The organism is Microcoleus sp. D2_18a_B4, assembly GCF_036702475.1.
GTDB lineage: Bacteria > Cyanobacteriota > Cyanobacteriia > Cyanobacteriales > Microcoleaceae > Microcoleus.
The window spans coordinates 1-14,107 of sequence record NZ_JAUBTL010000067.1 but is presented as its reverse complement, the minus strand read 5'-3'; the positions used below and the strand labels follow the sequence as shown (position 1 = coordinate 14,107).

Here is a 14,107-nt window from a genome sequence, read left to right as displayed (position 1 = left end):
TCAAAACTCTAATTTCTAGCTGGGCTGCTTTCATTGAGATGCTCCCTTGGTAAGGTGTGCATAACAGCTATTCGTAAGGTACTTAATGCACACCCTACCTAACTTAGGAAATATGGCGCTTAATTTTGCGTTTTGCAGCGCCCATACCTAAAAAGCTCAATCCTACTAAAGTACCAAACCAAGTAGAAGGTTCGGGAACAGCCTCAAACGATCCTTGAATAGCGATCGCATCGTTAGCGCACTCGGCAAAAAAGTTAGCAATATAATTCCCCGAAGGCATTGAGGATTTATTGAAACTGAATCCAATTGTTTGAGAACCTACGGCATTAAACTGAGCGAAATCAAGACCGAGAACGTTCAAAGTTGCTGGTGTTAAAAAATTGATTTCTCCTACTTTTGTACCCGTAGCTATTGAGTTGAGAATAGTCCAGTTTCCGGTTTGTTCAAAATAGGCGTCGGTGGCAGCTAAATCGCCCATTGATGGGGTTCCGCCTTGAGATGCCACTACCGTATTGAATTGATTTAAATTGGTAAAGCCAGAGTTAGTTTGGGTAACGCTTTTAGCGGTAACATCCTTGTAAACGCCTGTTGTCGCCACGCCGGAGTCATTTCCGGTGGCAAAGCGGATACCAAACAAGCTGCCGTTTGCGTTAGCTGTATTGAAGTTTTGACCGGAAAAATTGAAGAATAAATCGCCGTAGTTGATGTTGCCTCTTTGAGCTAGTGGGTCGGCATATCCTGCTAAACTTAGATTAGAGTTGATGGCGATGAAAGCTGTATCTGATGTTTCTTTGATGGCGATGCCGTAAAATTCAAATTCCCCGCCGCCGATTTGGGGCCCTGTCACGCCGTCGTTGAAGGAATCGATCGCATAATTCCAGCCATGAGATAGCGTTGCTGCTGTAGCTTTTTGTTGCTGTAGTGCGAAAAGGGCACATAAAATAGCTACTGAGTAAGTCCAGTGGATGCTGTTTTTAGCAATGGATTTCATAAAATGCTCCCTGGGAATCATTGTTAAATTGTCCAGTCTGATCGATCGACTGTTTTTAATTTTCAGTCAATCATACCTTCAGGCCGAATTTCTTAAAGTTTTGCTAAAAATTTGGTCTGGCAATTGCATCATATTAAAGAGATTGCTTAAAACACCCAACCAATGCCAGTAGCTAAATATAGCAATCCTCGCATCAGTTGTAAAAATATGTAGCGGTAGTGCTAAGAGTGCCTACCCCACCCAAGGCGGTGCAACCGGGCGTGGGTTTTGCCCCTACAAGAATTACACAAATCATTTAGGATTTCTACATAGGACTTACGCAGACACAGTATTATAGTGGGGCTGCATAATTCCTGTAGGTGCAAATAAACCGACTACCGGGTTTGGGCGGTTGAGAACAGCAATAAACTGCCTGCTAGTCGAGATATAGGCGGTACCCGCCTCTACAAGATATTATTATTTTTTCCTGCCGATCGACTTAATTGATTTTTTATCGATGACCAATTAATTTTGACAATTGAGGGCGTGATGTTGTAGATGCCGAGGCCGGATTTTATTAATAATTCGATTGTTTGATTAATTATTCTTATAAATAGTCTTTCATCCTCAGCCCTGTTCAATAATTATAATTACGTTGGTTGGGATGACTTCATTCCTCCAACTCCTCAACTGCCGATCGCGCACAACAATTTTACTAATATTACCATAAGCGTTCCACCCAACAGGCTCTCATGAATCAGCACTTTTTCTCTAAGTGCCGCACAAAGCGAGAATTGGATAGTCAAAAAAAATCATACGGCAAGAACGATCGCAGGTTTTTAGAACACCCAATCAACTTCCGGCCCTACATCCGCTGCAGGCATCCTGGGTTCTTTCTAACTCTGCCGGTGGTTTCTGCACTCTTATGCGCTGCATAAATCAATCAAATTTTTAAATGCTGTTAATATATCGCCGACAGTTCGTTGACTATCTTGACTCTTCCCTTGATCACAGAACGCAGCAGGCGGTTGATCGAATGTCTGTATTCATCGTCGAGAGAGTCGTCCAAAACAGCGGCCATCAAGCCGTAGCGATCGGCTAAAGTCAAACAACCCGTATCGCTAACAGAGGCAAGCATTTCGGAAATAGCGCCGGGGATAAGTTGAACTAAAAACATGAGACGTTCCCTGAATTCGATACTTATATCATCTCTCGTTCTCCGAAAATTAATAGTGACGCTGGCATAGCACACAAGGTGATGTTTTGAGGCAAATTGTGTGACAGCGACCGGTCTAATGTTGTGACGATCTCGTTTTAAGTCTGCGATCGCAGTCACAAAATTAATCTTAGATATTCCAATATCCCCCTCTCCCCTCCTAAATCTAAAGATTTAGAGAGATTTTTTGGTTTTGGGGGTCTCTTTACCCATTACCCATGTATAAAACGCATCGGCAGTATGCGAAATATTCATAAAACTCCATATTTTGTAAAAATAGATACGAATATTTACAATCGGGGGCTTTACATTAGCTCATAACAAAGGTGCATCGAAACAGAGCGATCGACCGAATCATCGGTAGCAACTATAACCATAAATAGTTTTGCCACGTTCGAGCCAGCGCCCAGTCAAGCTCAAGTTTACAGAAGACAAACCATGCTTAAAAGAAATTCGATCTAGTAACTAAATATACAGTTTTAAATCCATACAGTCACTAAGGTTAGCAGGAAACACACATTTTATGCTCCAAGTCAATACCTCCCCACAAGCCAGCAGCGAGGGTAAACCGATGACCCAAACAGTAGAACCGAAAGCCCAAGCGAGCCTGAACAAGTTTGAAAAACTCAAAGCCGAAAAAGATGGCTTAGCATTAAAAGGCGAACTCGACCACTTCGCCGAAATCGGCTGGGAAGCAATGAACGAAACAGATCGCGAGCACCGCCTCAAATGGCTCGGCATCTTCTTTCGGCCAGTAACTCCCGGCAAATTCATGATGCGGCTGCGCTTGCCCAACGGCATCATTACTAGCAATCAAACCAGAACGCTAGCAGAAATCGTCCAACGCTACGGCGACGACGGCAGCGCCGACATCACCACCAGACAAAACCTGCAATTGCGCGGAATTCGCATCGAAGACGTACCCGACATCTTCCGCCGCCTCAAAGAAGCGGGCATGACCAGCATCCAGTCTGGCATGGACAACGTGCGTAACATCACGGGTTCCCCAGTCGCGGGCCTGGACGCCGACGAACTGATTGATACGCGGGAACTGGCGAACGAAGTCCAAGACATGATTACGAACAGCGGCGAAGGCAACCCCGCGTTTTCAAATTTGCCGAGAAAGTTTAATATTGCGATCGCAGGCTGCCGCGACAACTCAGTCCACGCAGAAATCAACGACATCGCCTTCGTACCCGCTTACAAAGACGGCAACATCGGCTTTAACGTTTTAGTCGGCGGTTTCTTCTCCGCCAAACGCTGCGAAGCTGCAATTCCTCTCAACGCATGGGCAAGTCCCAGCGATGTTGTAGATTTGTGCAAAGCAATTTTAACTGTGTTTCGCGATCGAGGCCCGAGAGCAAACCGCCAAAAATCGCGGCTGATGTGGCTGATTGACGAACTCGGAATCGAACAATTCCGAGCCGAAGTCGAACAAGAATTAGGGCGCACTTTGCCCGCCGCCGCGCCCAAAGATGAAATCACCTGGGACAAACGCGACCACATCGGCATCTACCCCCAAAAACAATCAGGGCTCAACTATGTAGGGCTGCACGTTCCAGTCGGACGGCTGCAGGCATCGGATTTGTTCGATTTGGCCAGAATTGCCGAGGTTTACGGCAGCGGCGAGCTCAGGCTCACTGTCGAAGAAAACGTGATTATTCCCAACGTTCCCGACTCGCGGATTGAATCGCTGGTCAAAGAACCGCTGTTGCAGCGTTTTTCCATCGAGCCCGCACCGCTGATGCGAGCCTTGGTTTCCTGCACCGGCGCCAAGTTTTGCAACTTCGCCCTCATCGAAACCAAAAGCCGCGCCGTGGCAATGATTGAGGAACTCGATGTCGAACTGTCACTTCCCAAACCGGTCAGAATTCACTGGACAGGTTGCCCCAATTCCTGCGGTCAACCCCAGGTAGCAGACATTGGTTTGATGGGAACAAAAGTTCGCAAGAACGGCAAAACCCTCGAAGGTGTAGACATTTACATGGGAGGCACAGTTGGCAAAGACGCTCATTTGGGTGCTTGCGTCCAAAAAGGCATCGCTTGCGAAGACCTCAAACCGCTGCTGTATCAACTGTTAGTCGAGCAGTTTGGGGCAGTTCCCAAAGAGCTCACAGGGGATGTAGCTGTGCTGCAGCGGCAACTGCAATTGACGGTTGAGGAGGGCGAAGCGGCAGCCCAAGCACCCAAACCTCAGACATCTACTGTCATTTTCGCTCGATCGGGCAAAGAAGTTGCTTGCAGCGAAGATGAGTACATTCTCGATGTTGCCGAACGGGCGGGAGTCGAACTTGACAGCGATTGCCGAAAGGGAGTTTGTGGCACTTGCAAGCAGAAACTCCTAGAAGGTAATATTGCCGCCTACGACAGCCACCCCGAAGCGGCCGCAGGCTTAGAACCAGGGTTCATTTTAACTTGCAGCGCACGGGCGATCGGCAGAGTGACGATCGACGCCTAATCTCATAATGTGAGATGCGATGCGAAGGTCGCGAATCAATCTCACATCTCACATTTCCACCATCTCAAAGTACAACAACAATTCAAGACAAATGAGCAACCTTTCCAGAAGAAAATTCATCATCACCGCTGGAGCAACAGCAGCCGGCACCCTCCTAGCCCACGGTTGCAGTTCCGGCCCCACCACATCTAACGCCACTCCCGGCGGCGCTTCGCCCACCGCCGCTCCAGCAGTCAACATCAACCCTGCCGACGCCCCAGAAGTTACCGCAGCCAAACTCGGATTCATCGCCCTCACCGACGCAGCACCCTTAATCATCGCCCAAGAAAAAGGGTTATTTGCCAAGTACGGCATGAAAGATGTACAAGTTACCAAACAAGCATCTTGGCCAGTTACTCGCGACAACTTAGAACTCGGTTCCGACAAAGGCGGCATTGACGGGGCCCACATTTTATCCCCGATGCCTTACCACATGACATTAGGCACTATTACCAAAGGCAATCAGCCAGTGCCGATGAACATTCTGGCGCGGTTAAATACTAACGGTCAGGCAATTTCGCTCAGCAAAAAATACCTAGATTTAAAAGTAGGTACAGACAGCGCACCCCTGAAAGCAGCTTTTGGCCAAAACCTTCCTGTTGCTATAACTTTTCCCGGCGGTACCCACGACTTGTGGATGCGCTACTGGCTGGCAGCCGGCGGTATTAATCCAGATACAGATGTTTCCGTGATTCCCATACCGCCGCCCCAAATGGTAGCGAACATGAAATCTGGCAGCATGGAAGCCTTTTGCGTCGGCGAACCTTGGAATGCTCAGCTAGTTACTCAAAAGGTAGGATACACCGCCTTAGTAACCGGAGAACTTTGGAAAGACCACCCAGAAAAAGCTTTAGCTTTAAGAGGAGATTGGGTTGAGAAAAACCCCAAAGCTGCTAAAGCAATAACAATGGCTGTACTGGAAGCCCAGCAGTGGTGCGACAAGGCAGAAAATCAGGATGAGATGTGCCAAATCATCTCTCAAGATAAGTGGTTAAAAGTTCCAGTAGCAGATATTATCAGTCGCTCTAAAGGTCAAATTGACTACGGTACCGGCCGCATTGAAGCTGCCAGCCCAGTGGCGATGAAATTCTGGGCGGATAATGCTTCTTATCCCTACAAGAGTCACGATGCTTGGTTCTTAACTGAAAATATTCGCTGGGGTTATATCCCGGCAACTACCGACATCAAAGCCACAGTGGATAAAGTTAACCGCGAAGATATTTGGAAAGCAGCAGCGACAGCACTTGGCGTTCCCGCAGCCCAAATTCCTACTACCACTTCTCGCGGTGTCGAAACCTTCTTTGACGGCGTGAAGTTTGACCCAGAAAAACCAGAAGAATATCTCAAGGGTCTGGCAATCAAAAAAGCATAATTAGTTTGTTGACAGTTGACAGTTGACAGTTGACAGTTGACTGTTAACAGTTGACAAACCCCTAAAAGTGATGGTGTTGGACAGAGTGAAACTGAGGGTGCGTTCGACGGATCAAACCTGCTGAACTCTGTTCAAAGTATCTACAAATAATCGATTATTCACAATACTGCAAAAACAAAAATGGCAACAAACCTCGCTGTTACTAAAAGCAAAAATCCAGTAAATTTCGTTCTGGATCATGTTCAAAAAAACCGCCGAAAAATCATCCGACCGCTGGTAGCAATTACAGTTCTGTTGATAATCTGGCAAATCCTCTGCAACAGTCCAGAGTCCAGCTTGCCGGGGCCAATCAAAGCTGTCCAAGAAAGCTGGAATCTGATTATTAATCCTTTCTTCGACAACGGCGGTACAGACAAAGGCTTGTTCTGGCAAATTTTGGCTAGCTTGCAGCGGGTGGCGATCGGCTTTACTTTGGCAGCAGTTCTCGGCATCAGTTTGGGAATCCTCATCGGCACAAACTCCCTAATGTTCGATGCTTTAGACCCGCTGTTTCAAGTATTCAGAACTATCCCGCCCCTGGCTTGGCTGCCGATCGCCCTGGCTGTATTTCAACAGTTCAATCCCTTTGAAGGCATGGGGGTGAAAGCTAACGAAGTTTCTGCACTTTTCGTAATCTTAATTACAGCAATTTGGCCGATTTTAATTAACACCACAGTAGGCGTTCAACAAATACCCCAAGACTACAGAAACGTCGCCCGCGTATTGCGCCTCCCTAACCAAAAATACTTCTGGAAAATCCTGCTCCCCTCTTCTGTTCCTTACATCTTCACTGGCTTGAGAATTGGAATCGGTTTGTCTTGGCTGGCGATCGTAGCTGCGGAAATGTTAGTCGGCGGCGTCGGTATCGGCTTCTTCATCTGGGACGCTTACAACAGTTCTCGACTCAGTGCAGTGATTCTAGCAGTGCTTTATGTAGGAATCGTCGGTTTGATTTTAGACAGAATCGTTGGTTTCATCGCTTCCAAAGTGGTTCCCGAAGAACAGAAATAGGATTTGGGAATGGGGCATCGGGCATCGGGCATCGGGCATGGCGAATGGGGAATGGTTGCCAACTACAAACTGCTAGAAATTAGTTGTAAATTAATGCCCAATGCCCAATGCCCAATGCCCTGCGCGGGCCAATGCCCAATGCCCAATGCCCAATGCCCAATTTCCCCTTAATAATTAGCATCTAGAAATTACCAACTAACCTAAAAGAGCCATGTCAGTATTTGTTGAAGTAGACCACGTTGACCGCGTATTTAACTTGCCCAATGGAGAGCAATACATTGCTCTTAAAAATATCGAACTGAAAATTAAAAAAGGAGAATTCATCACCTTAATTGGGCACTCTGGCTGCGGCAAATCTACGCTGCTAAATATCATCGCCGGTCTCGACAAAGCAAGTCAGGGCGGGATTACTTTAGAAGGCCGCGAAGTCCGCGATCCAGGCCCGGACAGAATGGTGGTGTTTCAAAATTACTCGCTGCTACCTTGGCTGACGGTGCGCGAAAATATTGCCCTAGCAGTAAATGAAATTTACAGCGGTAACTCTCAAGAAGATCGCGAGTTGGTGATCGAACACCACATTAAATTGGTCGGACTCGGACACGCCGCCGACAAACGCCCAGGCGAAATTTCTGGGGGGATGAAACAAAGAGTTGCGATCGCCCGCGCCCTGGCGATTCGCCCGAAATTGCTGCTGCTAGACGAACCCTTCGGCGCCCTTGATGCTTTAACTCGCGGCGGTTTGCAAGACCAGTTGATGAAAATTTGCGAAGAAAGTAAAGTCACCAGCGTGATGGTAACTCACGACGTGGACGAAGCTTTATTACTGAGCGATCGCATTGTGATGCTCACCAACGGCCCGGAAGCGCAAATCGGGCAAATCCTCGAAGTCAACATTCCCCGCCCCCGCAAACGCATGGAAGTTGTCAACCATCCGAGTTACTACGCACTGCGTAACGAAATGGTTTACTTCCTCAACCAGCAAAAGCGGGTCAAACAGCGCAGGGCCAAACAACAACCCGCTGTCATCGCCCGCAACGGCTTGGAAAAAATCAACCTGGACATCGGCTTTATTCCCCTCACCGACTGCGCCCCCTTAGTAGTAGCCAAAGAAAAAGGCTTCTTCAAAGCGCACGGCTTGGAAGAAGTCACTCTCAGCCGCGAACCTAGCTGGAAAGCGATCGCCAAAGGAGTCGCCGAAGGACGGCTGGACGCGGCGCAAATGGTCGCAGGAATGCCGATCGGTATGCTGTTGGGGCTCGACGGTGAAGCCCCTGTACCCGTCTGTAGCGCCCTCACGCTGTCTCGCAACGGCAATTCGATTGTTTTCAGCAAAGACCTTTACAGACAAGGCATTCGGACATTACAGGATTTCAAAGCTGCGCTCGCCAAGAGTCCCGATAAAGTTCACACCTTGGGCATGGTACACTCCGCCTCCATGCACAATCTGCTGTTCCGCTACTGGCTGGCCGCTGGGGGCATTGACCCCGACCTCGACGTGGGCTTGACCGTGATTCCGCCCCCGCAGATGGTATCGAATTTAAAAGCAGGCAACATTGACGGTTACTGTTCAGGCGACCCCTGGAACTCCCACGCAGTCAACAGCGGTACGGGTTTTGTCATGGCCCGTTCCCTCGATATTCTGCCCGGACACATCGAAAAAGTTCTCGGTGTTACCGAAGATTGGGCTCAGAAATATCCTCAAACCCACCTCGCCCTCGTCAAAGCGCTTTTGGAAGCCTGCGAATACTGCGATGACCGCCGCAACCGCGAAGAAGTCCTAGGATTGATTAGCCAAGAACAATACATCGGCGCCGATCCGAAAGACATCCGTCCAGGGTTCATCGATCCGTACAACTCCGGTACGGAGGCAGAACCCGAAATGCTCTACAACTTCAACCAGTTCTCTGTTGACAAAGCCAATTTTCCAGACCGCCTAGAAATGGTGTGGGTGATGGCGCAGATGGCTCGCTGGGGACTGATCCCGTTCCCGAAAAACTGGGTGGAAGTGGTCGATCGAGTTTTGCGGCCCGATGTTTTCGGTCAAGCAGTGCGTGAATTGGGTTTGCCGGATATTGCCAGAGATCGCCGGACGATCGAGCTATTTGACGGCACTGTGTTTAATCTCGACGACCCGATCCACTATCTTCAAAATGTCAAAATCAAGCGTGGCGTCCGCATTGAAGAAATCTTAATTGAACAAATAGGCAGTCAGTGTTCCATCAAACTGCTAGCATAGCCAGCAAATAGGAAGAGGGAATGAGGAGCAAGAAATCAGGAAACAAGACTCCACATTTCCCCCTTCCTAACTCCATAATTTCAAATTATCAATCGAAAGCTGTCATGTCTAATTCCTCAACCCAAAATCCAAATCCTGAAAATATGCAAACTCTAAAAACCCCCCAAACAACCAAAATTCAAACGCCCAAGCAAGACTTTCTTACTATTAAAGACGTATCGAAAGTCTACGAAACTCCTAAAGGCCCTTACGTGGTTCTAGACGGTGTAAACCTGACTATTAATGAAGGCGAATTTATTTGTTTGATCGGTCACTCGGGCTGCGGCAAATCAACTTTGCTGAATATGATCGCGGGATTCAACGGGCCGACAAACGGAGAAGTAGCCCTAGAAGGTTCGCAGATTACTGAACCAGGGCCCGATCGCATGGTGGTGTTTCAAAACTACTCGCTGCTACCGTGGCTGACTGCTACGGAAAACATTCACCTCGGCGTTGAAAATGTTTACCCGGAAAAGTCCGCAGACGAACACAATACCATCGTCAAGGAACACTTGGAATTAGTGGGGCTGACCGAAGCTTGTAACAAAAGACCGGGCCAATTGTCCGGGGGGATGAAACAGCGGGTGGCGATCGCCAGAGCTCTGGCAACTCGTCCCAAACTGTTGATTTTGGACGAACCTTTCGGAGCTCTAGACCCGATTACCAGAGAAGAGTTGCAGGAAGAATTGCTGAAAATTTGGCGGAAGGAAAAAATTACCGTCATTATGATTACTCACGATATTGATGAGGCTTTGTTTTTGGCCGATCGCATCGTGATGATGACCAACGGGCCTGCAGCTTCCATCGGCGAAGATATGCACATTCCGTTCAGCCGTCCCCGCAACCGGGCGCGGATTATGGAAGACCCGAAATACTACGAACTGCGTAACTTTGCTTTGGAGTTCCTGTTTTCTCGCTACGCGCACCACGAAGAAGGTGAAGAAACGGACTCGGAGACAGAAGCCGTCGCGCTACCGATGCCATTACCGGCGAGCAAAAAGCCTGCGCTTGCGGAGACTGCTAACAGGCCGGTCGCACCTGCACCTTTTGTGTCTCACGCTGCCGAACCCTCAGAAGCTTCGCCGATCAAACGCGGCATCCTGGCAGCCTCGTGGTTCGTAGCAATGGTTACTTTAGCTGCCGTCAATATGTCTGCTATTTCCAGCCAGCTAAAGGAAGCGAAACTAGAAGAAACTGCACCGCAGGCGACGACTGCGGCGGTTGTGAGTTCTCCCCCCAGCCCGCAAATTGCAGCAAGTTCGATCGCCCCGAATGCAAGTCCAGCACCCATCGCTGCTGCTAGCCCAGCACCCATCGCTGCTGCTAGCCCAGCACCCATCGCTGCTGCAAGTCCAGCACCCATCGCTGCTGCTAACAGCGCCGTCGCGCCCAATGCAGCAACCAGCGCCACATCAGAGATTTCTGACAAAGCCGAACTCGATGCGATCGGAAAGCAGTTGTATGCACAAATCGACCAAACATGGAGAACAACTCCGACATTTACCGAAAGCTTGACTTATCGGGTCAAAGTAAAACAAAACGGCGATATCCTACAGTTCGATCCCACAAATAAAGCAGCTAAAGATTTCGTCAAAGAAACTCCTCTGCCGGTTTTGCAAACTCCTGCCGGTGCTGCAGCAGGCGCTGAAAAAACTGCTGAGTTCCAAGTAACTTTTAGCCCCACCAACGGTGGCGTATTTGAAGTAAAATCAGGGAAGTAGGCGACATAATACTCCCGCACTAAATCTCACCTTGCTATCAACAACTATGCCAAAAGTAGTACCGACGCGCTGTTTGAGCTATGCAAAAATTCCTCCTAGCCCCCATCCTTGGGGGTGACAAGAGTTAGGTGGAATTTCCTCTGTTTGAGGAAGATTTAGTAGCAGCCCGAAGCTGGCTACAAGCCAGAGCAAGGGCGATTTTTAGTAAGATAGCGGGTAATTTTAAATCAGGGTATTGTCGATTTCTGAGAAGCATATATGCGGAAACTAAGTAATTATTGTCACGTTATTTGCAGGAACCCTCAGTTCCGACTATAATAACGAATTACCAATTACGCATTAGCTTTCAAAAATTAGCATCTAAAATCACCAGATGGAAACTATAAAAACTCTTTGCCCATACTGCGGTGTAGGTTGCGGCCTAGAAGTTGTTCCCGACAAAAAACAAAGTTGGAAAGTGCGGGGCGATCGCAACCACCCATCGAGTCAGGGCATGGTTTGTATTAAGGGAGCAACCGTAGCAGAGTCGATTCGGAGCGATCGGCTACTGTATCCGATGATGCGAGATACTCTCGACCAACCGTTCCGCCGCGCTAGCTGGGACGAAGCTCTCGATGCAATTGTTAACCGCATCCAAACAATTCGCAGCACCAGCGGCCCCGATGCTTTGTGCGTTTACGGTTCGGGTCAATTCGCAACAGAAGATTATTATATTGCCCAGAAGCTAATGAAAGGTTGTCTGGGTACTAATAATTTTGATGCTAATTCTCGCTTGTGTATGTCTTCAGCAGTCTCTGGATACGTTCAAAGCTTTGGCTCGGACGGGCCGCCTTGCTGTTACGACGATTTAGAATTAACAGATTGCGCTTTTATTATCGGCAGCAATACAGCGGAATGCCATCCGATTGTATTCAATCGATTAGCTAAGTACCACAAAAAGCATCCCCATGTCAAGATGATTGTGGTAGATCCAAGGCGGACTCCGACTGCTGAAGCGGCGGATTTGCACTTAGCAATTAAACCGGGTACGGATATAGATTTGCTTAACGGAATTGCATATTTGCTGTTACGCAGGCAAGCAATAGATCCTGAGTTTATTGAAGAATGCACGGCAAATTTTTCAGCTTTTGCTGAGGTTATTAGCAGCTACACGCCGGAGTTTGTAGCCTCGCGCTGCGGCATTACTGTCAGCGAGTTAGAAACGGCGGCAAACTACTGGGAACAGTCGCAGCGCGTTTTGTCTCTGTGGTCGATGGGAATAAACCAGTCGTCGGAAGGCACGGCAAAGGTGCGATCGCTGATTAATTTGCACTTGATGACCGGTAAAATCGGCAAACCGGGAAGCGGCCCGTTTTCCCTCACCGGCCAGCCAAACGCGATGGGAGGGCGGGAAGCCGGAGGATTGTCTCACTTGCTCCCAGGCTACCGGTTTGTGAAAAATGCTGAACACAGAACCCAAGTCGAGGAGTTTTGGGGAATCGCACCGGGAAGCATTTCCCCGAATCCGGGCCGCACAGCTTGGGATATGATCACCGGTTTGGAAAGTGGCGAAGTCGAGTTGCTGTGGATTGCAGCTACTAATCCGGTGGTGAGTATGCCGGATTTGGAACGCACTAAAGCCGCTTTGCTGCGATCGCCCTTTACTATTTATCAAGAAGCTTACTATCCCACTGAAACCTCCGCCTACGCTCACATCCTGCTGCCGGCAACGCAGTGGAGCGAAAAAACCGGAGTAATGACGAATTCCGAACGCCGCGTTACCTTTTGTCCCGGTTTCGACACTCCCTCCGGGGAAGCCCGCGACGACTGGAGCATTTTCGCTGAAGTCGGCCGCCGGTTGGGTTTTGCTGAACACTTTGCTTTCGAGAACAGTGCGGAGGTTTTTAAAGAGTACGCGCAGTTGACGCGGGGCCAGCCTTGCGACATGACCGGCATCAGCCACGAATACCTCCGCCAAGAAGGGCCGCAGCAGTGGCCTTGCCGGGAAAACGAGCCTGTGCATCCAGCCCAAGAAGCGAAACGGCTGTATACTGACAGGCGTTTTCACACTCCTGACGCGCGGGCGAGATTTTCGGCCTATCACTCGCGGGGACTGGCAGAACCTCCCGATCCGAATTATCCGTTTGTGTTGACGACAGGGAGAGTTTACGGACACTGGCACACGATGACGCGCACGGGTAGAACAGAAAAAATTAATCAATTGCACCCCGATCCGTTTTTGGAAATTCACCCCCGCGATGCTGCCAAATTGCAGATTAAGGAGGGTGATTTGCTGGAAGTTCGATCGCGCCGCGGCAAGGCGCAGTTTCCGGCCAAAGTCACAAAGGCGATCGCCCCAGGTACGCTATTTGTACCGATGCACTGGGGTTCTCTGTGGGCCGAAGGCGCTGAAGCCAATGCCATGACTCATGCTGCAAGCTGTCCAGATTCCAAACAGCCCGAGTTAAAAGCTTGTGCGGTGCAGTTGGTGCTGGTTGGGGCAGAAACTGCGGCGGAAGTTGGATCAGAAGTTGAGGAATTTAATTGGCCAAAATCCCCCCTCGCCGTCACTTCTTGAGCTGCCGTCCAACTACGGGATGTTACAGATCACCGAAGAACGAGCGGGAAGCCGCGGGCTTTAGACATGGGGAGGAACGCGGTTGACCTTCGGCGAGACGTTCCACAAGCGCTTAGTCAATCGCCGTGAGTCGAAGGATTTGAGATTTACTCCACAGATAAATGTGCGATTTTGAATAAGAGTCTCAAATTTGGAGCTCTCCAAGACAGGAGTCGGAGGCTTGTATCCGTTTTTCGGGTAACAACCTCTTTCGATCGAGCAATTTTGAACCCGGACGCACCCTACACATAAATCTCAAATCCCCAATCCCAGATCTAAAACCTAACATCGTTATGCCATTACCAAGAAATTGGGTCTAAAGCCCCGTCATAAGCTCGACGGCTTTAATTAATTATCAACTTTTGTTAATTGTTTTCTTGAACTTTCTTGCATTGTGTTCATTGTAGAGT

The 14,107-nt window shown here is 48.9% G+C and carries 8 protein-coding genes and 1 pseudogene; 7 read left to right on the top strand and 2 right to left on the bottom strand.

What is annotated here, in order from left to right:
• Nucleotides 1–103 precede the first annotated feature (103 nt).
• Together QUB04_RS27630 and QUB04_RS27625 are read right to left on the bottom strand one after the other, a co-directional pair.
• Nucleotides 104–991 (bottom strand): PEP-CTERM sorting domain-containing protein, encoded by an 888-nt coding sequence (locus QUB04_RS27630; RefSeq protein WP_333289389.1) that lies wholly within the window; start codon nt 989–991, stop codon nt 104–106.
• A gap of 940 nt (nt 992–1,931) precedes the next feature.
• On the bottom strand, nt 1,932–2,147 hold the full coding sequence (locus QUB04_RS27625; RefSeq protein ID WP_333156213.1) for a hypothetical protein: 216 nt from the start codon (nt 2,145–2,147) through the stop codon (nt 1,932–1,934).
• A 610-nt stretch (nt 2,148–2,757) separates the two neighbouring features.
• Between QUB04_RS27625 and QUB04_RS27620 the strand changes: the two are divergent.
• From QUB04_RS27620 to QUB04_RS27590, 7 genes and pseudogenes are all read left to right on the top strand, one after another.
• A pseudogene (locus tag QUB04_RS27620) lies at nt 2,758–4,293 on the top strand (ferredoxin--nitrite reductase); the annotation flags it as partial.
• Between the two features lie 21 nt (nt 4,294–4,314).
• Entirely contained in the window at nt 4,315–4,644 is a 330-nt protein-coding gene (locus tag QUB04_RS27615) for a 2Fe-2S iron-sulfur cluster binding domain-containing protein (protein ID WP_333143957.1), read from the top strand.
• Nucleotides 4,645–4,735: 91 nt separating this feature from the next.
• Entirely contained in the window at nt 4,736–6,055 is a 1,320-nt protein-coding gene (locus QUB04_RS27610; RefSeq protein ID WP_333289387.1) for a CmpA/NrtA family ABC transporter substrate-binding protein, read from the top strand.
• A 180-nt stretch (nt 6,056–6,235) separates the two neighbouring features.
• Nucleotides 6,236–7,105 carry a nitrate ABC transporter permease gene (ntrB, locus tag QUB04_RS27605; protein ID WP_333289385.1) on the top strand — a complete coding sequence of 290 codons (870 nt, stop codon included), beginning with the start codon at nt 6,236–6,238 and terminating at the stop codon, nt 7,103–7,105.
• Between the two features lie 211 nt (nt 7,106–7,316).
• On the top strand, nt 7,317–9,341 hold the full coding sequence (locus QUB04_RS27600; protein WP_333289383.1) for a nitrate ABC transporter ATP-binding protein: 2,025 nt from the start codon (nt 7,317–7,319) through the stop codon (nt 9,339–9,341).
• Nucleotides 9,342–9,445: 104 nt separating this feature from the next.
• Nucleotides 9,446–11,101 (top strand): nitrate ABC transporter ATP-binding protein, encoded by a 1,656-nt coding sequence (locus tag QUB04_RS27595; RefSeq protein ID WP_333289381.1) that lies wholly within the window; start codon nt 9,446–9,448, stop codon nt 11,099–11,101.
• Between the two features lie 373 nt (nt 11,102–11,474).
• The gene (locus QUB04_RS27590) at nt 11,475–13,658 is read left to right on the top strand and encodes a nitrate reductase (RefSeq protein WP_333289379.1); all 2,184 of its coding nucleotides are present in this window, start codon (nt 11,475–11,477) and stop codon (nt 13,656–13,658) included.
• Nucleotides 13,659–14,107: the final 449 nt, after the last annotated feature.